The organism is Acinetobacter sp. NEB 394 (assembly GCF_013374795.1).
Classification (GTDB): Bacteria; Pseudomonadota; Gammaproteobacteria; order Pseudomonadales; family Moraxellaceae; genus Acinetobacter; species Acinetobacter johnsonii.
This window is the reverse complement of record NZ_CP055277.1, coordinates 654,945-679,959: the sequence shown is the minus strand read 5'-3', so window position 1 is coordinate 679,959 and position 25,015 is coordinate 654,945. Positions and strand designations below refer to the sequence as shown.

The 25,015-nt window shown below is 43.9% G+C and carries 19 protein-coding genes and 2 pseudogenes; 17 read left to right on the top strand and 4 right to left on the bottom strand.

The window, feature by feature from the left end; all coding sequences use genetic code 11:
* Nucleotides 1-151: 151 nt before the first annotated feature.
* On the top strand, nucleotides 152-694 hold the full coding sequence (locus tag HUK62_RS03115) for a hypothetical protein (protein ID WP_176537063.1): 543 nt from the start codon (nucleotides 152-154) through the stop codon (nucleotides 692-694).
* Nucleotides 695-1,316: 622 nt separating this feature from the next.
* Here HUK62_RS03115 and HUK62_RS03110 read toward each other — a convergent pair.
* Nucleotides 1,317-1,964 (bottom strand): annotated as a pseudogene (locus tag HUK62_RS03110) (phosphate--AMP phosphotransferase); the annotation flags it as partial.
* Between the two features lie 77 nt (nucleotides 1,965-2,041).
* Here HUK62_RS03110 and HUK62_RS03105 point away from each other — a divergent pair.
* Nucleotides 2,042-3,132 (top strand): IS4-like element ISAba33 family transposase gene (locus tag HUK62_RS03105; RefSeq protein ID WP_107010211.1). Its coding sequence is split into 2 segments (ribosomal slippage): nucleotides 2,042-2,582 and nucleotides 2,582-3,132, totalling 1,092 coding nucleotides; the frame shifts between segments, so codons are not numbered across the junction.
* Here the strand turns inward: HUK62_RS03105 and HUK62_RS03100 are convergent.
* Nucleotides 3,130-3,933 (bottom strand): annotated as a pseudogene (locus HUK62_RS03100) (phosphate--AMP phosphotransferase); the annotation flags it as partial. The gene HUK62_RS03105 and the pseudogene HUK62_RS03100 overlap by 3 nt on opposite strands.
* Nucleotides 3,934-4,129: 196 nt before the next feature.
* On the opposite strand from HUK62_RS03100, the gene HUK62_RS03095 reads away from it, so the two are divergent.
* The 15 genes from HUK62_RS03095 (at nucleotide 4,130) to HUK62_RS03025 (ending at nucleotide 21,530) form a co-directional block, all read left to right on the top strand.
* Nucleotides 4,130-4,834: a hypothetical protein gene (locus tag HUK62_RS03095; RefSeq protein ID WP_176537062.1), complete on the top strand. Its 705-nt coding sequence runs from the start codon at nucleotides 4,130-4,132 to the stop codon at nucleotides 4,832-4,834.
* A gap of 167 nt (nucleotides 4,835-5,001) precedes the next feature.
* On the top strand, nucleotides 5,002-5,946 hold the full coding sequence (ubiE, locus tag HUK62_RS03090) for a bifunctional demethylmenaquinone methyltransferase/2-methoxy-6-polyprenyl-1,4-benzoquinol methylase UbiE (RefSeq protein WP_176537061.1): 945 nt from the start codon (nucleotides 5,002-5,004) through the stop codon (nucleotides 5,944-5,946).
* 23 nt (nucleotides 5,947-5,969) lie between these two features.
* On the top strand, nucleotides 5,970-6,641 hold the full coding sequence (locus HUK62_RS03085) for a hypothetical protein (RefSeq protein ID WP_176537060.1): 672 nt from the start codon (nucleotides 5,970-5,972) through the stop codon (nucleotides 6,639-6,641).
* 12 nt (nucleotides 6,642-6,653) lie between these two features.
* The gene (locus HUK62_RS03080; protein ID WP_078388540.1) at nucleotides 6,654-8,273 is read left to right on the top strand and encodes an AarF/UbiB family protein; all 1,620 of its coding nucleotides are present in this window, start codon (nucleotides 6,654-6,656) and stop codon (nucleotides 8,271-8,273) included.
* A 162-nt stretch (nucleotides 8,274-8,435) separates the two neighbouring features.
* Nucleotides 8,436-9,512 carry a patatin-like phospholipase family protein gene (locus HUK62_RS03075; protein ID WP_176537059.1) on the top strand — a complete coding sequence of 359 codons (1,077 nt, stop codon included), beginning with the start codon at nucleotides 8,436-8,438 and terminating at the stop codon, nucleotides 9,510-9,512.
* Between the two features lie 259 nt (nucleotides 9,513-9,771).
* Nucleotides 9,772-11,058 carry an NAD(P)/FAD-dependent oxidoreductase gene (locus tag HUK62_RS03070; RefSeq protein ID WP_176537058.1) on the top strand — a complete coding sequence of 429 codons (1,287 nt, stop codon included), beginning with the start codon at nucleotides 9,772-9,774 and terminating at the stop codon, nucleotides 11,056-11,058.
* A gap of 189 nt (nucleotides 11,059-11,247) precedes the next feature.
* Nucleotides 11,248-12,030 carry a bifunctional phosphoribosyl-AMP cyclohydrolase/phosphoribosyl-ATP diphosphatase HisIE gene (gene hisIE, locus HUK62_RS03065; protein ID WP_176537057.1) on the top strand — a complete coding sequence of 261 codons (783 nt, stop codon included), beginning with the start codon at nucleotides 11,248-11,250 and terminating at the stop codon, nucleotides 12,028-12,030.
* Between the two features lie 11 nt (nucleotides 12,031-12,041).
* Nucleotides 12,042-13,544 (top strand): AAA family ATPase, encoded by a 1,503-nt coding sequence (locus tag HUK62_RS03060; RefSeq protein ID WP_005400931.1) that lies wholly within the window; start codon nucleotides 12,042-12,044, stop codon nucleotides 13,542-13,544.
* A gap of 38 nt (nucleotides 13,545-13,582) precedes the next feature.
* On the top strand, nucleotides 13,583-14,947 hold the full coding sequence (locus tag HUK62_RS03055) for an AAA family ATPase (RefSeq protein WP_176537056.1): 1,365 nt from the start codon (nucleotides 13,583-13,585) through the stop codon (nucleotides 14,945-14,947).
* Nucleotides 14,948-15,308: 361 nt separating this feature from the next.
* Complete coding sequence (locus HUK62_RS03050) at nucleotides 15,309-18,149, top strand: monovalent cation/H+ antiporter subunit A (RefSeq protein WP_176537055.1); 2,841 nt, start codon at nucleotides 15,309-15,311, stop codon at nucleotides 18,147-18,149.
* A 1-nt stretch (nucleotide 18,150) separates the two neighbouring features.
* Nucleotides 18,151-18,516 (top strand): Na+/H+ antiporter subunit C, encoded by a 366-nt coding sequence (locus tag HUK62_RS03045; RefSeq protein WP_004692695.1) that lies wholly within the window; start codon nucleotides 18,151-18,153, stop codon nucleotides 18,514-18,516.
* On the top strand, nucleotides 18,516-20,324 hold the full coding sequence (locus tag HUK62_RS03040; protein ID WP_176537054.1) for a monovalent cation/H+ antiporter subunit D: 1,809 nt from the start codon (nucleotides 18,516-18,518) through the stop codon (nucleotides 20,322-20,324). The genes HUK62_RS03045 and HUK62_RS03040 overlap by 1 nt, the downstream gene beginning before the upstream one ends.
* 2 nt (nucleotides 20,325-20,326) lie before the next feature.
* Nucleotides 20,327-20,848 (top strand): Na+/H+ antiporter subunit E, encoded by a 522-nt coding sequence (locus HUK62_RS03035; protein WP_005400935.1) that lies wholly within the window; start codon nucleotides 20,327-20,329, stop codon nucleotides 20,846-20,848.
* Complete coding sequence (locus tag HUK62_RS03030) at nucleotides 20,845-21,120, top strand: monovalent cation/H+ antiporter subunit F (protein WP_004692700.1); 276 nt, start codon at nucleotides 20,845-20,847, stop codon at nucleotides 21,118-21,120. The genes HUK62_RS03035 and HUK62_RS03030 overlap by 4 nt, the downstream gene beginning before the upstream one ends.
* Nucleotides 21,121-21,131: 11 nt before the next feature.
* Nucleotides 21,132-21,530, top strand: coding sequence for a Na+/H+ antiporter subunit G (locus HUK62_RS03025; protein ID WP_004692702.1), 399 nt, complete (start codon nucleotides 21,132-21,134; stop codon nucleotides 21,528-21,530).
* Nucleotides 21,531-21,907: 377 nt separating this feature from the next.
* Here HUK62_RS03025 and HUK62_RS03020 read toward each other — a convergent pair whose 3' ends face one another.
* Together HUK62_RS03020 and infB are read right to left on the bottom strand one after the other, a co-directional pair.
* Nucleotides 21,908-22,312 carry a ribosome-binding factor A gene (locus tag HUK62_RS03020; RefSeq protein WP_004978763.1) on the bottom strand — a complete coding sequence of 135 codons (405 nt, stop codon included), beginning with the start codon at nucleotides 22,310-22,312 and terminating at the stop codon, nucleotides 21,908-21,910.
* Nucleotides 22,312-25,011, bottom strand: a complete 2,700-nt coding sequence (gene infB / locus HUK62_RS03015; protein ID WP_176537053.1) for a translation initiation factor IF-2 — start codon at nucleotides 25,009-25,011, stop codon at nucleotides 22,312-22,314. The genes HUK62_RS03020 and infB overlap by 1 nt, the downstream gene beginning before the upstream one ends.
* Nucleotides 25,012-25,015: the final 4 nt, after the last annotated feature.

Below are 25,015 nucleotides of genomic sequence, written 5' to 3'. Positions count from 1 at the left end.
AAAATCTACAAAAGTACACAGATTATTGACTATACTTCTGGTTCTGTCTATGTCACTTTGATGACATATTTCTATTTAAAATTTGCTTTAAAATACGTACTTTAAGCAAAACTAGAATCAATGTGAATCAGGATATTTTAGGATTTAGAAAATGAAATTAGAGCATATTCCAGAAAAAATTGATCCCTCTTTAAATTTAGAACAAATCCGTGAAGAATGTTTGGACTTAGTCAAAAAGCGCGCCTATTTTTCCGCAGGTGCAGCGGTTATTCCAGTCCCTTTCCTTGATGTGGTGATTGATGTGGGCATATTGTCGCAGTTGATTCCAGAAATTAACGCCCGCTTTGGTTTAACCCCTGAGCAAGTCAGTGTCTACGACCCAGAAACCAAGCAAATACATTGGTCAGAACTACGTAAACGTGGTGTGGAGTTCTCTGGACTGGTGGTGGCACGTACAGCCGTGAAAAAATCCATCAATAACATGGCAGCCAAATACATCACCAAACAAGTCACCAAATTCATTCCCTTAGGTGGACAAATGATTGCGGCCAGCTTGGGTTATGTCGTGATGAAAAAAATTGCGGAAACCCATGTGGAAGAGTCGTATAAGCTCGCCAAAGGCATTCAACTGAAACAAGCCGCTGAACAAGGAATTCCTGTTGCAGCGCCAGTGACTCAAATTCCCTTAAGTTAAAGAACTAAATCCGCCTCTAAAAAACGATCAAATGACCATAATGCCAGTCCACTAAAAAGCCGACTGGCATGTCTTTTTAAACTCTAAATTCTCATCGATACACAACAACGTCATTCGCAACCTGCTCAGCCTTTAAAATGGACTGTTTTTGCAATAAAAGTTGTTTTATATACAAAAATTGAACAGGTTTTGCGAATGACAAATGTTTTTGGTTCTTTTGGCTAAACAAAAGAACCAAACGAACTCCAAAAATTAGACTTTAAGCGGTAAGACTCCGCAATAAAGAGCTAAAAATGCAACCTGAAATCGACTCAAATATTCCACCAACTTATTGAAAAATAACTATCTTGGCAGAGTCTTATCAGGCTCTTATCCAATTTCATCACTATCCAGAGGCTCGCCCTACTTTTCTTTCGGGAAAAGTAGGCAAAACCATTTTCATCTGCAAAACCTGTTCTCTTTTTGGATTTATTAAAATAAATCGCAGACATTATTTTACTTACACCATGCAGGTTGCAAATGACATTTCCGTGTATCGTATTTTTGTCGAGCTCAGGTTAAAAGGTTAATACGAAACTACTTAACCAACTCACATTAGCTCAAATGACCGTTTTTAAGCTTTTTAATCTGTATCGCGATCCGCTTTGAGCTGTTTTAAAATTGCCCTTAAGACTTCAATTCGGGCCTGTTGTTTATCATTGGTGGAAATAATATACCAAGGCGCATAACCCGTATCGGTATGTGCAAACATATCCGCGGCTGCCTTTAAATAGTCATCCCATTTGTCGCGATTGCGCCAATCTTCTTCGGTAATTTTAAAGCGTTTATGCGGAGTACTTTCGCGGGCTTTAAAACGCGCTGCTTGTTCATCTTTATCAATCGCCAGCCAAAACTTAATCAGTACGGTTTGACTGTTGCTGAGGTTTTTTTCAAAACGATTGATTTCCGCATAAGCGCGTTGCCACTCCACCTCGGTTGCGAAGCCTTCTACCCGTTCTACCAAAACGCGTCCATACCACGTTCGATCAAAAATAGTGATGTCATCCGACTGCAATTTGCTCCAAAAACGCCACTGGTAAGGACGGCGTAACTCATACTTTTCAGGTGCGGCAATGGTATGAATTTCATATTCTCGCGGGTCGAGCTTTTTCACAATGCGCTTAATCGCCCCCCCTTTCCCAGCGGCATCCATACCTTCAAAAGCGATCACCACTTTACGGTCATCACAGCGGATGGCATCGGCCACTTGTTTAGTGAGTTTTTTTAACTCTGCTTTCTTTGTACACGACAAAAAAAGATAACTCATTGAAATAATGGCATAATACTTGTTTTCTGACGACGAATATGATGACACATTTCAATGAGTTACATCTCATCTTAAACAAATATCTAAAGTGGAACAAGTCACATGCAAAATGTTTTACACTGATTATGCTTGCATTAATTGTAAAACAGACATGTAATCTTTCTTCTGCATCTAAAGCCTTACCCATCAAGTGCTTACCACAATCATTTTATCGACGTATACAACGCTTCTTTGCAGATCAGTATTTCGATTATCGTCAAATTTCTCAGTTAATTTTCAATATATTTTCATTCGATAAAGTCCAATTAACTTTGGATAGAACTAATTGGAAATGGGGAAAACGAGATATTAATATCTTGATGTTAGCCATCGTCTATCGTGGAATAGCGATACCTATTGTTTGGACATTGCTCAATAAACGTGGAAATTCAGATACAAAAGAGCGTATTGCTTTGATTCAACGCTTTATCTCCATTTTTGGTAAAGATCGTATTGTGAATGTGTTTGCAGACAGAGAATTTATCGGTGAGAAATGGTTTACATGGTTAATTGAAAATGACATTAACTTCTGTATACGTGTTAAAAAAACTTTATTGTGACCAATCACTTAGCCAAGAATCATAAAATTAGTGATTTATTTCGTCATCTTCAAGTTGGTCAAACTGAATGTCGTAAACGACGTATTTGGGTTGGTCGAGTGAAACTGTATATTAGTGCGCTACGATTAGAAGATGGAGAGCTTTTACTTGTTGTTTCTCCTATGTTTAATGCTTCTGCTATTCGTGATTATGCATTACGCTGGGAAATCGAAACGTTATTTAGTTGTCTCAAAGGACGTGGATTCAATCTTGAAAATACTCGTTTAACAGACCCTAGACGAGTCAAGAAATTGATAGCAGTGCTAGCTATCGGTTTCTGTTGGTGCTATTTAACAGGTGAATGGCAACATGATCGGAAAAAAGCGATAAAAATAAAGAAGCATGGACGACTTTCAGTAAGTTTATTTCGCTACGGTTTGGACTATGTTCAAATGGCTATTCTACGTTTGATTGGTTTTGGAAAAAAAGAAGAATTTAAGAAAGTGCTAGCAATTTTAAGAAAGAAAAAGCCTGATAGGACAAGGATCCTATGAAATTTGTCGTGTACAGAGCTCTGCTTTATAGTTTGCATCCTCAGCTTGAGGGGCTTCAAACTGAGTCAGAATATCCGGTATCGCTGCTTGCTGCCACTTTAGCGCGGCCTTTTTTTCATGCTCTGGACAGTGTCGCAGCGCTGTTAAAATTGCTTGTGCAAAATTGTGATTACGCAAATCTTCATCTTCACCATCAATGATTTGCCAGTCATCGGTGAAGCGCGTACGTAGCTTTTGTAAGGTGTCATATTGTTTTTTATTGCGCCAGTCTAGCCCATGCAACTTATGCCAATGCACTTCGCTCGGGTCCATATCATCCAGACGCTTTTGCAGAGACTTCCACGACAAATCGAACCAAACTTTTAAGACATCTACGTTGTTGTTTTTTAAGTCCTGTTCAAAAGCCCGCATATTGCTGACGTATTCATCAAACAAAGTGTCGTCCAAAGGCTTTGAAGCATGCATGGCCGTAGCCAACAAGTCCCCATACCAATTACCAAACCACACCATAATTTGCCCTTCGGCAGGTACAAATCGAGTATAGGGCTGCCAAAAAGGCTGTTTTAGATTAAACAGATGCGGTGGATCGGCTTTGACATATAAAAAACGCGGATCGACCCATTCGCGCAGCTGTTTCACCGCTTCGCCTTTACCCGCAAGTTCAATTCCACTGACCAAAATCACTAAACTTTTTGCATTGCTCTGATCACGGGTATTCATCAACGCATATTGCGCTTCAATTAAGTCCAGTGAAAGCTGTTCTTCATTCAGCACTGTACTGACGATCGTTTCTGTATCCATGGCCCCCTCCTTTTTTCTATTTAATCAGATCACTAGATCCTAAAAGATGATGGTCTAGATGATTTTCATATGTATCTTTTGACTACTTCTACATCAAACTGACCACAAATAAATAGTTTTTTTGTCACTTTGTCATAGCGAGTTCCGTCATCACGCACTAAGATTTAGCTATCTTTAAATAGAACTGAGACAGCAAATGTCCAAACTCGCCGCCCTCGATGAGCTTTTAGAACAGTATTACCAATTGCATTATCATCAAGATTCGGTGCTCTTCCAACGTTTACAAGATGTGCAAGTCTGGCAAAAGCAACGGATGCAACGCACGCATAACCGTGCTTTCGCAGAAAAACAGAACCTCTTGATGGCCGAGTATTTTATCAACCGTTTATATGGTGGCCCAGATTTTGACGCTTTGGCAGGACAAATTGCGCGCTTGAGCAAATATGCGCACAAAGCAGAGAAATTAATTCCTGAAAATGCCATTAAAACAGGTACCTCTGGGGTTGAGTTGGCTATTTTGGCGGTGCGACTGGATGAAAAAGTGGCGATGCAATTGCTGAAAGATCACCATCCCTCTGAAGCCTTAACCGATGATTTGATGCGCCAAGCCTATTTAAAACTAGAACAAGGCGAAGAACGCTTGAAACAGCTGTATTTACTCGATCAATTGGGTAAGAACCTCGATAAATACATGCGCTCTTTTATGGTCTATACCGCTTTTAAGATGTGTAAAGGGACGGCCAACAAATATAACTTCAATGTCATGTATGAATTTATGCAGGATGGCTTTTTGGCCATGAAACCGCTAAAGTCGGCGGAGAAATTTGTGAAAGACTTTACTGCGGTGGAACGTCAAATTATTGATAAAGTCCATGCGGGGCATTTGTATCCTTTTCAGTAAATTTCAACGAATGACTTGATAAAAATAAGCCAGCAGCAGCTTTGCTCTGCTGTTTTTCTGTATATTATTCAGCACAATTGCATGATGGTTACTGTACAACGTCCTAGAATCTGTCATCATGCATGCACTGCAACATTTACCCTATTGCTATGTTAGGAGTGACTCCCATGTCGAATGAAAATCAAACGCCTACCGCTACTCAAGAGTCGGCACAAAACACAGACAAAGTGAGTCCATTTTTAACTGAACCATTACCCCAAGGCACGGCGCAAGGTCAGCAAAAATCATTACAACAACAGTTGACTGATACCCCTGTGACGGGTTCTGTACCCAAATACAATCTTCCTCGCGGAGCTAACACAGGCAACGTCGGCAATACCACACACTTTGGTTACCAGACGGTGAGCAGTGAAGATAAAGCTCAAAAAGTAGCGGAAGTTTTCCACTCGGTTGCCAGCAAATACGACATTATGAATGACTTGATGTCTTTTGGCATTCACCGTCTATGGAAACGCTTTGCGATCAATATGTCAGGGGTACGTCGTGGTCAACGCGTGCTCGATATTGCTGGCGGGACAGGCGACTTGGCTAAAGTGTTTAGTCGTGAAGTCGGCCCTACTGGTCATGTGGTACTTTCAGACATTAATGAATCGATGTTGAATGTGGGTCGTGATCGTTTAATTGATGCAGGCTGTACCAATGTTGACTTCGTATTAGCCAATGCTGAAACCCTAGAGCCGTTTGAAGACAACAGCTTCAACCTACTCACGATCTCATTTGGTCTACGTAATGTGACCGATAAAGATGCAGCACTTGCAGCGATGTACCGCGTGCTTAAGCCAGGTGGTCGCCTACTGGTATTAGAGTTCTCTAAACCTGTGTTTGAGCCTTTTTCAAAACTGTACGATCTATATTCGTTCACCGCACTGCCGATCATGGGCAAAATCATTGCCAATGACTCAGAAAGCTATAAATATTTAGCCGAGTCCATTCGTATGCACCCCGACCAACGTACATTGAAAGGTATGATGGAAAATGCAGGCTTCCAAAACTGCGACTATCATAACCTGACAGGCGGTATCGTTGCTGTACACCGTGGTTTTAAACTTTAAAATTAAACGTTTAAGGGCAAATTATGTGGTCGATTCTGGCACTCGGTGCAGTTGAACGATTAATTCATCATGTGATTAATTTGGATGCGATCACTCGCATCCAGCTCAATGAACTACAAGGCAAGATGTTACGTGTGGTGATCGCATCCCCACAACTGTCTGTAGATGTGTTCTTTGATCAAGCTAAAGTGCGCTTAGAACCTACCGTTACGGGGCATAGTGAAACAGCGTCCATTTTCGAACAACGCCCTTTTGACCAAACTCAGTCTCACACCCCAGCAACCGCAACTTTAACGGTGGCCAATGTGGTTGAGCTGCTCAAGCTATTACTGGCGGATGATATCGGCAATATCCCGCTCCAAGGTGATTATCACCTTCTACAGGATATTCAACGGATTATGCAACACGCTGAGCCTGACTTGGCTGCGTATTTAAGCCCATGGATTGGCCCAAGTTTGGCGCATGAATTGGCTAAAATTCAGCTGGCCCCAAAACACATCAAACAGGCCTTACAAAGTCATTTTTTCTTTGCTGAAGATGCCTTGAAAGAAGACAGTGGTCTATTTGCCCCACGTTGGCAAATGGATGATCTGCATCAAGACACCCGTATTTTTAATCAAAACTTAGATCGTGCCGAAGCCAAAATTCAACAGCTTCAAGCACAGATTGACACTCAAGACTCAACTCAAAACTAGGTATTTACATATATGATTCCGCACGTTTCACGTTTACTCGAACTTTGGCGCATTGCCGCGCACTATAGACTCGACACGTTGTTTCCTGCGGAAGAATTGCCTGAAAAAGCGCGCCATGCGCTGGGTGTAATTCGTATGCACCCTGCGGCATGGTCCAGTCGTGAACGAAAAAATCCACTGAAGCTCAAACAAGCTTTAGAGGAAATGGGACCACTGGCGATTAAAATGGGACAACTACTGTCTACTCGTCGTGACCTAATTCCACCTGAAGTGTTACAACAACTGGTTTTACTCCAAGACCGTGTCAAACCGTTTGGTTCTGATGTGGCGAAAATACGCATTCAAGACTCACTGAAAGCCGATGTAAACACGCTGTTTGCTCGCTTCGACGAACAACCCTTGGCAGCAGCCTCGATTGCTCAAGTACATACGGCCGCTTTACATGATGGTCGCGAAGTGGTGGTGAAAGTCACCCGTCCCGCTATTCGTAGTCAAATTTTACAAGACTTTGAAATTTTAGAATGGCTAGGTGATTTTCTAGAAAAACGCCTAGAAGCCGCGCGTGCACTGCACTTATCTGAAATTATTCAGGACTATCGTCAGGTCATTTTAAATGAACTGGATTTGACTTTAGAAGCCGACAATACCCGTCGTATGCGCCATTATTTTACAGGCTCAAGCATGATGTATGTGCCTGAAGTCTATATGGATAGCAAAGACGTGATGGTGGCCGAACGCATTACGGGCGTTCCCATTTCAGACATTGAAACCTTTGAAAAGCTGGGAATGGATCGTAAAGATCTGGCGGAAAAAGGCTTAACCATTTTCTTTACCCAAGTCTTCCGTGACAACTTTTTCCATGCCGACATGCATCCGGGCAATGTCTTCGTTGAAACCCTAAACCCAAGCCAACCCCGCTATATTGCACTAGACTGTGCCATTATGGGTGAGTTGTCGAAGCACGACCAAATGACCGTGGCGCGTATGCTGCTTGCGGTCATGAACAGCGACTTTATGCAACTGATTCAAATCGTGCATCAAGCTGGTTGGATTCCACCGGGCACAGACCAAGATGCACTAGCACGTGAAATGCGTCGCACGGTCGGGCCAATGGTGTCCAAACCTATGCATGAATTGGACTTCGCGGGCATTTTGATTCAAGTGATGGATATTGCACGACGCTTCCATTTGGAAATTCCACCACAGCTGATGCTGCTGCTTAAAACCCTCGTGCATGTTGAGGGTTTAGGTACAGACCTTTACCCAGAGCTGGACATTTGGAGTTTGGCAAAGCCAATCCTGACCGATTGGATCAAAGCGCAAATGAATCCACAAAAGAACCTAAAAGAGCTGGGACAAAAAATTCCAGATTTACTTTTAGGGGCACAAGACTTCCCAACGCTGTTGGTCGATAGCTTAAATGGTCTCAAAAACCAATCAGCTTGGCATGCTAAACAGCTCAATGAACTGCAAAGTATGCGCCTACAAATGGAGCATCAGCAAAAACGCAGTTGGATTTTTGGCAGTCTCATGGCCATTTTGCTGTCGATTGCGATTATCTCGCCTTGGTTTATTTCAGTGATTTTAATTGTACTCACCAGCTTACTGGCGGTGTGGCGCGTGTTTAAATAGACGCTTTCTGCTGTATTAAAAGCCTGAGTCTCTCAGGCTTTTTTATGTTTAGGTTTTATGTCGGAAGTGACTCCCAAGTCATTCTTGGATCACTTTTGCCAATGCGCTCATTCTCTCACCAGTTAAAATGACAATACATATTGTCTATTTTGAATGATCACGATGACTCAAATCCTGCATAAACACCCTCCAGCTTTAAGCATTCGTGCAGGTAAATTAGCACGTCAACTCATTCAAAGCGAAGGCTTACAAGCTGAGCAGGTCGATATTGTACCCGGTGCCGCAGGTGGGCCCAAAGGGATCGGGATTCAAGGTTTAGACCAAGCTATTTTTGGTGAATTCTTTGCTCGTGCGCCGCAAAGACGGACTTTGATTGGTTCGTCCATTGGCAGTTGGCGCTTTGCCAGCATCTTAGCGCACGGTGCAAAAGCAGGTACCGAACGTTTAGGTGAACTCTATACCAATCTCTATTTTGACAAAAAAATGCAGCGTCAAGAAGTCAGTGATATTTGCCGTGGCATGCTGCTCGACTTGGTGCAAGGCAAAGAAGCGGAATTGGTCAATCATCCCGATTACCACCTCGCGGTACTGTCGATTAAGGCTCAACACATCTTCCAAAGTGACCAAGTTCTCCCGCTCTTAGCTTCTGTGGCAGGTATCATCGGCACAACCGCTGTTGCGCGAAAGCATAGTCGCCACTTTATGCAACGAGTGATTAGTCAGCCCAGCAATGGCAAACAATTTAAAGTAGAAGATGATTTCCTCACTCATTATCACAGCCTCACCGCTGCAAACGTTCTGCCTTGGTTGATTGCCTCAGCCTCTATTCCAGGCGTGATGGCCGCGATTCGTGATATTCCAGATGCACCACAAGGCAGTTATCGTGATGGTGGTCTGATTGACTATCACATCGATCTGCCTTTTGAGAGTCAAGGCATTGTGCTTTATCCACACTTTACGGACAGCATTACGCCCGGTTGGTTTGATAAGCTGTTTAAACGTCACGCCAATCCTGAAAATCAAGCCCGTACGCTGCTATTGTCCCCATCCCAAGACTATTTACAGAGCTTACCTTTAGGACGCCTGCCCGATCGTAAAGATTTCACACTCAAAGGGCTCGACCAAAAACAGCGCATTCAAATGTGGAACCAATGTATTTCTGAAAGTCAGCGCTTAGGTGATGAGTTCTTGGAAATAGTGGAAAAACAGCATTTTGCACAGGTCATACAAGATTTATAAACAAAATTTGCGCATGAATGTAATCTTGTTTAATCTGACCAAATAAAGAAAAATCGAGATTACATTTTTTCTATGCTAACAATAATTTTAAGTGAACAAAAAAAATATGGTCAAGTCATTGAATTACAAAATGAATCGTGGAAAAAATGTGATTGCAAGCTCGTTAGAAGATTTCATTCAAATCAACATCGACCAATTAAAAAAATCTGATGATATTCGTTACGCATTCATTTTAGACAATGGTTAAATCATTCGATCTATGATTCCTAATCACCCGCCCCACTTCGCCATCATCGGTGCTGGAACCGCAGGGTTAGCCACTGCGATTTTACTGGCTCGACAAAATATTCAAGTCAGTATTTTAGAGAAAGCCTCAGAACTCGAACCTGTCGGCGCAGGACTGTTACTACAGCCTTCTGGTTTAGCTGTTTTTGAGCATTTAGGCCTTTTAGATGAGGTTTTAAGACTGGGTGCAAAAGTCACTGGGCTCAAAGGTCAGTTACCGAGTGGAAATTTACTGGTCAATAGTCATTATCAACAAGCGCATCCTGATTTTTATGGTGTCGGTATCCATCGAGCAACGTTATGTCATGTTTTAGAAAATAAATGCCGTGAATATTCCGAACTGATTACTTGGCAAATGAATACCGACATTCAAACATTAGAAGAAACATCCAATCAAGTGCGTGTTTTGGGTACAAAAGATGGTGAATCATTTGATCAAGCTTTTGATGCGGTGATCATTGCCAATGGCGCACGCAGTCTTTTAAGACCGAAAGAATGGGTAAAGGTTGATCAAGCTTATCCTTGGGGAGCCAAATGGACAATTGTTCCCGAATGTATTGAATTAGATACAGAAATTTTACATCAGTTTCATGATCGCTCTAAAATGATGATGGGCATCTTACCGACAGGTACAGTGCCACATGAACCCAAGCAAAGACTGTCGAGTATTTTTTGGAGTCTTCCCAGCCATCAGCTAAATAACTTTCTACACAATTCACAAGCTCACTCAGACTGGTTAAACCAAGTGTCTAAGCGTTGGAAACCTGCTGCGGATTGGTTAGAACAAGTCATTGCCCAGCCTGAACAAAAATCACAATGGTTAACTGCAAATTATCGTGATGTAGTACTGTCTAAGTTTGGTGAGGGTCGTATCGGTGTCATGGGTGATGCAGCACATGCGATGAGTCCACAACTGGGGCAAGGTGCAAATATGGCCCTTTTAGATGCATGGGCTTTGGGACAAGCGGTTCAAAGCGCAAGAAAAAATGCAGCCCTTGATTATGTTCAACTCTGGCAAACTTATCATCAACACCGTCAAAGTTCGACGGCGTTCTATCAATTTTTAAGTCGTTTACTTACACCACTTTACCAATCTGACCTATGGTGGGCAGGTGGTTTACGAGATTTAAGCTTTGCTTGGATGTATCGAATTCCCTATTTCCGTAAAGAAATGGCGGTGACAATTTCAGGTTTAAAATTAGGCATGTTCAGTCAAATGAACTATCGGGATATTGCAAAACAAAACAATCATTCTGTGTAGAATGCGATGACAATCATCGTCATCCGCTTTGGATGGGTGACTGATGGTTGAATTTCTAAAATATATCAATTAAGCCGCTGTGAGATAACTGTAGAAAGTTTCTCCTCTATTCTGTTTAAATCACGTAGACTATAGCGCGCTACGTTAACATCGTAACACTCTCAATATTTATTCGCTTGGTGAAATCTTATGAACAATTTGCAATGGCTCGATGAAGTAAAATTTAACGAACAAGGTTTAGTCCCTGCCATTGCACAGCATCACCAAACGGGACGTGTCTTGATGGTTGCATGGATGAACCGTGAAGCTTTGGCTTTGACGGCTGAGAAAAACCAAGCCGTGTATTTCTCTCGTTCACGCAACAAATTATGGCACAAAGGCGAAGAATCTGGGCATTTTCAAACCGTACATGAAATTCGTCTCGACTGCGATGCCGATGTAATTGTGCTGCAAATTGCACAGCACGGCGGAATTGCCTGTCATACAGGTCGCGAATCGTGCTTCTACCGTAAACTCACGCCAAATGGCTGGGAAATTGTGGATGCACAGCTCAAAGACCCGAACGCGATTTATGGTGAAAAATCAACCAATCCACATACATTGGCGATGAATGCCTCAACGGCGCAGTCTGAGCAAGTTGAAGTTTTGTCTTACCTCGGCCAAATGATGGCTGAGCGTAAAGCAGCGGATCCAGACTCGTCTTATGTTGCAAAGCTGTACCACAAAGGTCTCAACAAAATTTTAGAAAAAGTCGGTGAAGAAGCCATCGAGACTGTGATTGCCGCGAAAGACTTTAAGTCTGAAGCCAATGAAGATCATAAAAATGATTTGATTTATGAAGTGGCGGATCTTTGGTTCCATACGATTGTGGTTTTAGGTTATTTCGACTTAGACCCTCAATTGGTTCTCAATGAATTGGCACGTCGTCAAGGGCTTTCTGGTTTGCTTGAAAAAGCCAACCGCAGCCACTAAGTTTATTGCCTGTGTCGAATATCATCAAACCGAGCGCGACTTATGAGCAAGCCATTGCCATTGATAACGCGCGTCTGGGCAAATCGTTTAAAGTAATTGCCTACGCAGGCACAGGTAAAACCACCACACTGCAAATGATTAGCGATGCTATGCCGCAAAGACGAGGCATGTATTTAGCGTTCAACAAAGCCATTGCCAGCGAAGCGCAAATGAAGTTTCATGGCAATGTCGACTGCCGAACCTTTCACTCGCTTGCTTTTCGCAGTGTTCCACGTGGAGTAACGGACAAACTTCGTCTGCCTCGTTTAAGTCCGAGTTTTATCGCCAAAGAATACCGCCTTGAACCCATCACTTTAAGACGGATGATGGGCGGACGTTATGAAAAATATGTATTGATGCCATCACGCTTGGCCAGTCTTGTGGCGAATGCCGTGAGTCACTTCTGTTCAACCAGTTCTCAGTACCCAGCACCGCGACATTTACAAGCACCGAGCTGGTTACATCCCGATGATATCGATTCACTACAAAAGCACCTCTACCCTGCCATTGAAAGACGTTGGTTAGAGTCCATCGATCCCAATCATCAAGCTGGGATTGGTCACGATATTTATTTAAAACTGTGGGCGTTGTCTGAACCCAATATCCCAAGTGACTATGTGTTGTTTGATGAGGCACAAGATGCCGATCCGCTGATGTTGGGCATCTTACTGAAGCAGCGTAATACACAAGTGATCTATGTCGGAGATGCACACCAACAAATTTATGCATGGCGCGGCGCAGTCAATGCCATGCAACAACTGCCTTTGCCTGAGTCACGCCTTACCACCTCGTTTCGTTTTGGTGAAGAGATTGCATTGCATGCCAATGCTATTTTAGGCGCCTTGAATGAAACCGTGCCGCTCATGGGCAACCCTCTGCTCAACTCCAAAGTGGTCAACAAACCTCATACCAAAATGCGCGATGCGATTTTATGTCGCACCAATGCGCGCGCTATGGAACTGCTGCTTTCAGGATTAGTTCATGGCGACAAAGTCAGCTTACAAGCCGACCATGTCAAACTGAACCGCTTTGTCGATGCCGCAGCGATGTTGAAACAAGGTAAGCGCGTCACCGATGTGCCTGAACTGGCCTGGTTTAATTCTTGGCATGATGTACATGAGTATTGCGAAACCAATGACGGCAGCGACATCAAGCCTTTAGTGAAATTGGTGGATGATCATGGCACCGATCCACTCAAAAAAGCCCTCGCGAAGATTACGCCGATTGAACAAGCGGATTATATTATTTCCACCGCACACAAAGCCAAAGGCCTAGAGTGGAACCGCGTTCACATCGAAGATGATTACCAGTTCAAGGTCAACGACAAAGACCATAAAATTAGTGATGAAGAGTTAAGACTGCTTTACGTGGCCTGTACACGTGCTAAAGTAAGTCTAAATATCCATCACATTTACGACCTGATGCAACAGCTGAAAAAACAAATGCCAAGCTCATTACGTAAAGTTGTTGGATAGTCGAATGTAAAAATAGTCACAACCGCTGCGGGTGTTCTATGAAAATTCAATCGATTCACCTGAAACACATCCTGCATTTTGCTGACCTTAAAGTCGATTTTTCTTATCACGATAAACCCGTCACTTTAATTTTAGGCGATCAAGCCTCAGGCAAGACCTCGATCTTACGTTTTAGCTATCAGGCTCTGACTTGGTTTGCGGCCCGTTATAAAGATTTACGCTCTGCAGGTGTGGTGATGTTAGATCACGACATTATGCTGAACCGCCTTCAGTCCAAAATTGATATTCAAGTTGCTGTGCCCGCTGAGTTGTATGCTCTCAAACCTACGGCAGCCGATACTGCGCCCGAATCTTATACATGGCAACTCTACAAAACCTTAAACCAACAAGGTATTGGCATCAGTCGAGTTGAAACCTTGGAACTCGAACAACTGGTGAATTTATATCAGCAGGCAACGTTACAGGATCCGCTGCAAGGTTTGCCGTTGATTGCATATTATCCTGCGGAACGTTTTGTCAATGAGATGAATATTCTCAGCAAGAACAATCCCCTGATTTTCCAACATGCACATGCCTATGAAATTTCAGCTATTCCCTATACCACCTTTGCACGCTTCTTTGAGTGGTTTCGTGAAATCAGCGATATTGAAAATGCGCAAACTGCACAGTTTTTACAAACGATATTGCATCAGCCCAAAAGCATGCCACCCGATATTCCCTTAAGCTATAAACTGGCTCAAGCTCAAGCACACATCCAGTCGCCCAGCCTACAAGCACTTAAGCAAGCGTTAGCAACCGTTCTGCCCGAAATAGAAGATATTTATCTGCAATATCACCCCAAGTTACAACTGATGGTGCGCTACCATGGCAACATCATGCTCTATCAACAGCTTTCCAATAGTATTCGCAACTGGGTGGCGCTCGTTGGCGATATTGTGCGACGTTTATGCCTACTCAATCCTGAAAGCCTATTCCCCTGTTTAGAAGGTGACGGCGTACTGTTGATTGACGCGATTGATCATCAATTGGATCAAAATATGGCGCAAGTCATTTTAAAACGTTTAAATCAGGCTTTTCCTCGACTACAAATTATTGCCTCAGGCAACCGAAGTGAGTTGCTGGAACAAGCCAGCGAGTTTCAATGCCTCAAACTGGAAAATAAGCAATTAAGTCCGATCCAACTCGAACCACTGCAACATCAGTTCGATGTCATTTACCAAAACCTTGCCAATCATGAAGCGACCATTGGAAGCACCGAACCGATTGCGGCTGAACCCCAAGATTTAAGTGTGGCTGAATTATTCACACAGATTCAACAGCAGCTTTCTCCCGAACAGCAACAGCATTTGATTACTTTACTCAGTGCCGAAGATGATGCTTCATCGGCAAATCCATTAACTTAGCCTGCTTCATAAGCATATCTATTTCAACCCTCAAAAACAGGCGACCAATGGTCGCTTTTTTACATTTCTTGCACTGAGAAAGTACCTGCCATCCACCAAGAAACAACCATCACGCGTATAATGTTTTGCGTCAGCGCAAAAAAGATTGATGTTGTTTTAGTCATGTTATATGATCGGTTTTACTTGCAAATTTCCAACTGAAATCGGATTTTGCTATAACGCTTCATGAGTTGCGCAACACAACTTCATTATTTTTAAATTTCACATTGGCTTTCAAGATTGAAACTCTTGGGCTGCTCTTTGCAGTCCTGTAATCCTTGAAAGATGAGATTCACCAATAGGTTTTGACCTATTCACGACAATGGAAACGAGTGTGCTACCGATTATTATATTGTTACCGTTAATACTTGGCACAACCCTTGTCTCATTACTGAAGCAGAGCTCACGCAGGCTAACCGCCTTCGCAGCTGTTGGGGTCAGTATGACAAGTTTAGGCTTATTACTGACCCAAGCACGAGAGGTGTTTAATGGCGCTGTCATTACGCAGTCGTGGTCATGGTTGCCGCAGCTTGGAATTGACTTCAGCTTCCGTCTAGACGCATTAGGCCTACTCTTTGCCTTACTCATTAGTGGCATCGGGACGCTCATTTATATTTATGCCTATTTTTATTTAGGCCCAAAAAATTCTCTCAATAAACTCTATCTACTGCTCATGTTGTTCATGGCAGCCATGCTCGGGATTTCTCTCTCCAATAATTTAATTTTACTCCTCGTTTTTTGGGAGTTGACCAGTATCTCATCTTTTCTGTTGGTCGGTTATTGGAGCAATTACGACGCGGCGCAACGTGGCTCACGAATGGCATTGACCATTACGGGTATGGGCGGATTAGCCATGCTAGGTGGTTTCATCTTGCTCGGCCAAATCACAGGCACCTACGAGATTGATCAAATCTTGACGATGACAGCGCAGATTCAAAGCCATGCTTTATTTGTTCCTACGCTGCTGCTGATTTTACTCGGTGCTTTTACCAAAAGTGCGCAATTTCCATTCCATTTTTGGCTACCCAACGCGATGGCTGCCCCGACCCCCGTGTCTGCTTATTTGCACTCAGCAACCATGGTAAAAGCGGGCATTTTCTTGGTGGCACGACTGTTACCCATTTTTGCAGGTGCGGCACTGTTCCATAATTTGGTCACCTTTATTGGCTTATTTACCCTGTGTATGGCTGCATTTTTTGCCATCTTTAAAGAAGACCTGAAAGGTTTATTGGCCTATTCAACCATCAGCCATCTCGGCTTGATCATGTGTCTCTTGGGAATCGGATCACCATTGGCTGTGGCTGCGGCTATTTTCCATATTATTAACCATGCCACCTTTAAAGCAGCGCTGTTCATGATCGCAGGTATTATCGATCATGAGTCAGGCACACGTGATTTACGTAAGCTTAGTGGGTTATGGCAACTGTTGCCTTATACGGCCACTTTGACGATGGTCACTGCAGCATCGATGGCTGGCGTACCCTTGACCAACGGTTTCTTATCTAAAGAAATGTTCTTTACTGAACTGCTCAGCAATCTGTCTGGTCCTGTGCTCATCTGCTCGGCGATTGTCGCGACACTAGCGGGGATTTTTGCAGTGGCTTACTCTGTGCGTTTGGTGCATGGGGTTTTCTTCGATGGCCCGTTAGGCAAGCAAGTTCCGAACAAAGATGCACATGAACCGCCGTTTGGCATGCGTGCACCCGCTACTTTACTGGCGATTCTCTGTATTTTAGTCGGCTTATTCCCTGCTCTACTAGTTGAAAATATCGTCAATAGCACAGCACGCGCTAGCACCCAAGTGATGGACTTTGAAGGCGCACATCTTGCCCTATGGCATGGTTTTAACATGCCATTATTGATGAGCCTGATTGCATCGATTGGCGGTCTGATTTTCTATTTCAGTCTGGCGAAAGGTGGCAAAATTCGAGAAATTGATCTCGATCCATACCTAGGTCGTCTACAAGGTCGAGTTGCCTTTGACTTATTCCTGAAGTCACTCCTACTCAACTCGCGCAAATTTAAACGCTGGACTGAAAACGGTAAATTACAAAGCTATATTCTTTGGATTGTGATCTTCAGTATTGCCATAGTCTCACTTCCATTTTTAGGACAAGGACTGACCACAGGTACCCGTGAACTCACCCATGCCCCTGCTTTAGCGATTGTCCTGTGGCTACTGTTATTCTCTTCGTGCTGGATGATGTTGTGGTTCCACCACGAACGGATTAAAGCGGTATTGATCAGTGGCGCGATTGGTTTAGTCGTAACTATGGTCTTTATCTGCTTCTCTGCACCTGATTTGGCCTTGACACAAATCACCGTCGATGTAGTCACCACCGTACTGTTATTGATGAGTTTATCGCTTTTACCACAGCTCACTCCCTATGAGTCGAGTGTCTCACGTCGTTGGCGAGATGCCCTGATTGCGATTGGCGGCGGGCTCGGCATTGCATGGATCACATGGCTCATCTTGACCCGTGATCACAACTCCATTTCATGGTTCTTCATGCAGCAGTCGATTCCATTAGGCGGCGGTACCAACGTGGTCAACGTAATTTTAGTCGATTTCCGTGGTTTCGATACCTTCGGTGAAATTACCGTCCTCGGCATTGCAGGCATTGGCGCGCTGTGCCTAATGGATGGTATGCGTACCCACGGCACGACTATGACCCAAGGTCTCAGTTACCGTTTTAATCCATCGCCATTGATGCTTCGTATCACTGCATCTTGGATTTTACCGATTGCCTTGGTGGTCAGTCTGTATATCTTCCTGCGTGGACACAATCTGCCTGGAGGCGGTTTTATCGCAGGTCTAATTACCGCTTTGGCCTTGATTATTCAGTACATGGCACTCGGTCAAGACCATGCGGAACAGCTGCTCAAAGCCAAGTCAGGTCGTTTGTATGAAATCTGGATTGGAACTGGTCTGGTCATTGCAGGATTAACAGGCTTAGGTGCATGGTTCTGGGGACGTCCATTCCTCACCAGTGCACACTTTTATGTGTCGCCACCGATCTTAGGTGAAATGCACTTAGCGACAGCTGCACTGTTCGATGTCGGGGTTTATATCACGGTTGTGGGTGCAACCATGCTACTTATTTCAGTACTCGGGGACTCGCGTCACTCTAGTATGTCTGGTCCAGTACCAAAGGGGGATTAATATGATTAGTTTAGAACTGTTACTTGCCTCCGCTATTGGTCTGTTGACTGCCACAGGCATCTATCTGATTTTGCGTGCCCGTACCTTTCCTGTGGTACTTGGCTTGGCCATGATTGGATATGCCGTCAATTTATTTTTATTTGCCATGGGGCGACTTCAACTTAATGCACCCGCAGTACTCACGGAAGCCAGCAAAGCCACTGACCCTTTGCCACAAGCCTTGGTGTTAACCGCAATTGTGATTGGCTTTGCTACCACGGCGTTTATTGTACAACTGGCTTTACGCAGTCGTTATGAAACAGGAACCGACCACGTTGACTCTAAAGAAGAAATACCTCAAATTGACCCACGTGAGGATGAGCCATAATGAATGACCTCATCCAATTTTGGACCGAACACACCCCAATTTTTAGTATTTTAATTCCTGCCATTACCGCCTTTATTTTGGTGTTATTGGGCAATCCTGGATCAGGTTCTTTAGCACAAGACTGGCGACAACCTTGGCGTCGAGGCATCAGTTATACCTCTGGCCTGTTGGGCTTATTTACAGCGATCAACTATCTGATCTTTGCCAGCTCAGGGCAAATCAGTGTTTATAACCTGAGTGAATGGGCTGCACCATTTGGTATTGTTTTGGTCCTCGACCAACTGTCTGCCCTGATGCTGGTTTTAACCTACGGCTTAGCTGTTCCAGTGATGTGGTTCGCCAGTAAAGAATGGGATGAACGTGGCCGTTATTTCCATGCCATGTGCCATTTCCTACTGATGGGTTTAACCGGTGCCTTCCTGACAGGCGACTTATTTAACCTGTTCGTATTCTTTGAAATTTTGTTGATGGCCTCTTATGTTTTGTTACTGCATGGCCAAGGCAAAGCGCGTTTTCAACTCGGCATTCACTATGTCACCATTAACTTGTTGGCATCAGCTCTGTTTCTGATTGGCCTTGGCATGATTTACGGCAGCGTCGGCAGCCTCAATATGGCGGATGTTGCACGTCTGATGCCATTGTTAGAAGGCGATCAACATCGTATTGCTGTTGCTGGCGGGCTGTTGTTGTTTACAGTCTTTGGCATTAAAGCAGCCATGCTACCTGTCGGTTTTTGGCTACCGAAAACCTATGCAGTCGCGACCACTCCTGTGGCGGCACTGTTCACCATCATGACCAAAGTCGGTATTTATGCCATTTTACGTGTTAATGGCACCGTATTTGACGATGCGATTAGCCGTGAAATCCTGCAATACATTCTATTGCCGATTGGTTTAATTACCTCAGTCTATGGTGTGATTGGCGCGATGGGCGCAGAACGCTTACGTCGTTTCATTGGCTTTATGATTTTGTCTTCTGTGGGCACGATTTTAATCGCCATTTCCCTATTCAATACCTTGGCATGGGCAGCGGCACTGTATTATTTGGTGCACAGCACCATTATTGCGGCAGCTTTCTACATTTTAAGTGGTTGGATTACCTCTCAACGTGGTGAATTTAAAGACCATTTTAAAATTGCACCACAAATGAAACAGCATAAGGTGGTGGCGTTAACCTATTTCACCATTGCCTTGATGATGGCAGGTTTACCACCCTTTAGTGGTTTCTTGGGCAAAGTATTTATTCTCCAAGCCACCGCACACTCACCATATCAATTGCTGATTATTGTGACCGTTTTAGTGGTGAGCTTATTGAGTATTATTGCGTTTACACGTGTGGGTTTCGTGATTTTTTGGCGCGCAACTAAACCAGAAGACAACCCGAATGAAGCTGCTTATGCCGCGTACCAAGCTTTGCCTGAACAAGCACCGAAGCGCAATGACAAAACCATCTATCTATTGTTGGTAGGTTTAATGGCTTATATGGTGTTTGCAGGCCCGATTCAAAAGTACACTTACCAAACGGCTGAGCAAATCCAAAATAATGTGCTCTATGAACAGACTTTGCTCAAAACTGATGAGCATGGGCAAAGCATTAGCGTACAACCTTTCGACAGTGAAAATTTACCCGAGACCAAATATGGTGGCGAACGCGTAGATCCGAATGCACATTTGATTCCATATTTAATTTCAGAGGAAACACTGGAAGGCGAACATATTTCCGAATACAAAAAACGCCAAATGCAACAGCAACAACAGGCTGAAGTGAATCCCGATGCTGAAAGCCTACAACCGATGGTGGAGCCTTAAACATGAAAAAAACGTCGTTTTTGGAGCGTTGGTTACCCCACCCTTTTGTCTCGGTGATTGTTGCGCTGAGCTGGGTGATGTTGGCACATAGTGTCGATGCAGCCAGCTTAGTGATGGCATTTTTACTGGCTATTTTTATTCCGCGTCTGATCAGACCATTCATTACGTATACTCCAAATATTGAATGGAAAGCGGCGGTGAAACTATTTTTTGTGGTGTTATACGACATTGTGGTGTCGAATATTCAAGTGGCTAAATTGGTCCTCGGCCCAATTGATCGTCTACAACCCAAATGGTTTCGCGTTCCGCTGGAAACACAACATGAGGAAGTAAACACCTTACTGGCGATGATTATTACCACCACACCAGGCACTGTTTCAGCAGGCATCGATCAAGATCGTGGGGACATTTTAGTTCACGCCCTCAGCACCGATGATGAAAATGCCGAGATTGAAAATATCAAAGCGCGTTATGAAAAACCGTTGATGCAAATTTTTGGTGTCGAAGCAGGAGACAAAGCATGACTATTTTGCCTTATGCCCTCGGGATTTGTTTAATCGCCGTCACCATTTCAATGTTGTTGTGCTTAATTCGCTTAATCATCGGTCCATCGATTGTAGACCGACTCTTAGCACTCGACACTCTCTTTTTAAATGCAATCTGCCTCATTATTATTTTAGGCATTTACTGGGCCAGCACTTCATTATTTGAAGGTGCTCTTTTGGTTGCGATGCTCGGCTTTGTCTCTACAGCCGCTTTAGCACGCTACTTCACCTCAGGTCATGTGATTGACTAGGAGCAAGATCGATGCAACTTACGATGGAAATTTTAGTCTCAATTTTTCTCATGATCGGTACTTTCTTCATGCTGGTCGGAGGAATTGGAATGGTGCGCCTGCCCGATTTATTCATGCGCCTGCATGCCCCAACCAAGTCCAGTACCTTAGGCTTAGGGAGCTTCTTGATCGCGGCAATGATCTATTCTGCATTCCAAGGACGCTTTGGTTTTGCTGAGCTGTTATTAACGCTGTTTGCCTTCTTAACTGCACCTGTATCGGCAAATTTGATGGCGCAAGCGGCTTTGCACTTACGCTTACGCTCGCTGAGTGGTGACGTTCCTGAGGCACTCAATCGCCCACTGCCTTGGCAACGCACCCGCCGCAGAGCTTTTAGCAATAAGCATGAAGACACTGAACATCGCCTTTAAATGCTTGTGGTGTTAAGGATATAAAAATAAATACATTTCTAGCGCTTCGGCACTGATATGGTGTTGTTGCGCTAATTTGAACATTGTAATGACGATAAGATTCAAACTTATTAGATAGTGTCACATCCATTACATTGACCAATGCAGGTGGACGGATCAATCTACGCAAAAATTAAAATGATCAAAGTGTACCCCCTTGTAAATCATTGCCCATATCAATCCACAGTAACTTGATGGTCAAAATAATCCCTAAAAGTTCAACCCTCTATCCCCCACCATAATCCTGTGCAAAACCCCTAAGTCTTGATCTAGCTTCAGCTATTACTCCGCATAAAAAAAGCCACCCGAAGGTGGCTTTTTGATTCAGTTAGACTGAATTATTCATCATCTTTGTTTGCTTCGTCAGCGGGTAAATCCTTTACTGCTTCAGCAATCAGACCAAACATATAGTTACCATATGCATTGGTTTTATCGTAATGGAAACGCAAACGCGGTGTAATACGTGTCTTAATACGACGGCCGAGTTCGTGACGCAAGAAACCAGATGCTTTGTTCAGCACATCTAGGGTTTCTTTATTGGCTGCTTCACTTTGCTCATCGCCAAGCTCACGGCCCATCACAGTCACATATACTTCAGCATAACCTAAGTCTGGACTAACCTTCACCGCAGAGATGGTCACGAGACCACCTAAGCGTGGATCTTTCAACTCTTGGCGAATTAGTTCAGACAACTCACGTTGCACTGTATCCGCCATGCGCTTAAGACGTTGACTACCCGCCATTAAAGACTCCGTTTGATCAATTGAACATCATAGACTTCGATCTTGTCTTTTTCTTTGATGTCTTTATAACCTTTAACCGCAAGACCACATTCCATACCTGCGCGAACTTCTTCAACCACTTCTTTATAGCGACGAAGTGACTCAAGCTCACCTTGGAACACCACCACGTCATCACGAAGGACACGAATCGGTTTATTACGGTGTAACATACCTTCAAGTACCATACAACCTGCTGCTGCACCAAACTTACTTGAGTGGAACACTTCACGTACTTCAGCCACACCCAGAATAGTTTCACGGTGTTCAGGCGCAAGCTTACCGCTCATCGCTGCTTTCACATCATCAATCAATTGATAGATGATTGAGTAGTAACGAATATCGATGCCGTCAGCATCCGCTTTTTGACGAGCTGCGTTATCCGCACGTACGTTAAAGCCAAGAAGTACCGCTTCAGAAGATTCAGCTAGTGTTACGTCAGATTCAGTGATCGCACCAACACCTGAGCCAATAACACGGACTTTAACTTCGTCTGTTGCAAGGTCAGCAAGAGCAACGTGTAATGCTTCCAATGTACCACGTACATCAGTTTTCAATACCACATTGACGATAGGCACATCTTTCTTGCCCATAGACGCCATGATATTTTCAAGACGCATTGCGCTTTGACGCTCAAGACGTTTTTGACGTTCACGATCCATACGCGCATCGGCAACTTCACGTGCTTTCTTCTCGTCATTCACAACAAGAACTTCATCACCAGCCATTGGCGCTTCAGGTAGACCTAAAATTTCAACTGGAATTGAAGGACCAGCAGATTGGATACGTTTACCGTTTTCATCTGTCATTGCACGTACGCGACCGTAAGATGCACCTGCAAGAACAAGGTCACCTACTTTCAATGTACCGTTTTGAACAAGGATAGACGTTACCGCACCACGGCTGTTGTCTACACGTGCTTCAATCACGACACCTTGAGCAGCACCTTCTTCAGATGCTTTCAACTCAAGTAATTCAGCTTGAATTGAAATAATATCTAGAAGCTCATCAATACCTTGACCTGTATGTGCTGAAACCATTGCAACAGGAACATCACCGCCCCATTGTTCAGGCACGATTTCTTTCACAGTCAATTCATTCAATACGCGATCTGGATCAGCAGATTCTTTATCCATCTTGTTGATGGCAACAATAATCGGCGTACCTGCAGCACGTGCGTGATCAATCGCTTCAGCTGTTTGCGGCATTACACCATCATCCGCTGCAACAACCAATACCACGATGTCTGTCGATTTCGCACCACGTGAACGCATTGCAGTAAATGCTGCGTGTCCCGGAGTATCTAAGAATGTGATAATGCCTTTATCCGTCGTAACATGGTACGCACCGATGTGCTGAGTGATACCACCCGCTTCACCAGCTGCCACTTTTGAACGACGAATGCGGTCAAGTAACGATGTCTTACCATGGTCAACGTGGCCCATGATGGTCACAACAGGAGGACGAGTCGTTTGAGCGCCACGTGCTTCTTCTGCTGCTTCAAGTAAGTTATCTTCAGCTTGCGTATCCGATACAAGAACTGGGTTATGGCCCATCTCTTCTACGATTAATGCTGCAATTTCTTGGTCAATCGCTTGGTTCTGAGTCACAAGCTCACCCATTTTCATGAGTGACTTAATTACTTCACGTACCTTAACTGCCATTTTGGCAGCCAAGTCAGCAACCACAATGGTTGAACCAATTTCAACATCATAAACTTGCTTTTTAACCGGTTTTTCAAAGCCATGCTTGTTTGCAGAGCTTGTTTTTAAACCACGTTTATGCGAGTTATCACGGAAAGATTGCTCTTCACCACGACGACCACCTTTCTTCGGTGCGCGTGTAGCTGGCGTATTGGTACCACGTTTGATTTCGCGGTCTTCTTTCGCAAATGAGTCTTCATATGCTTGACCAACCAGACCCGCAGCAAGTGGAGAATCATCCACTACACGAATGGTCGCAGTTGCATCTTCGTTTGAATACTTAGATGCCATTTGACGCATTTGTTCAAGTGTACGTTGCTGCGCTTCTTCAGCTGCCTTACGACGTGCTGCTTCTTCGGTCGCTTTTAATTGAGCGGCTTGAGCTTCACGTGCTTTTTTCTGTTCAGGTGTTTCAACAACTTTAACTTGTGCTTTAACCACAGGCTTATTGTTTGATTTACGCTTCACAACTACCGCAGCTTTCGCAACTTCTTGCTTCGTCGTTTCTTGCTTTGCAGCAGCACGCATTGCTTCAAAGTTTGCAGCCGCTTTATTTACTGCTGGAGTTTCAGCTTTAGGTTCAACCATAGCTTGAACGTTCGCACGAGCTTGTTGCTCAGCTTGCGCTTTTGCCAAAGCTTCCGCTTTAATTTGTTCTGGATCTGGCTTGGTAAATGTATGTTTCTTGCGAACTTCTACATTAATCGTTTTTGCCTTACCTGAAGTACTCGCTACTTTAGCGGTACTGGTCGTTTTACGTTTCAACGTGATTTTTCCTGCCTGACCATCGTTTTGACCATGAATTTTCTTCAAATGGTGCACGAGGGCATCTTGTTGTTCAGTAGAGATTATATCGTCCGATTTACGCTGTGGTAAACCAGCATCACGAACCTGCTCTAGGAGCTTCTCAACAGGGCGGTTCACACTGAGAGCTAACTCTTGTATCGTCTTATCCGTCATGTAG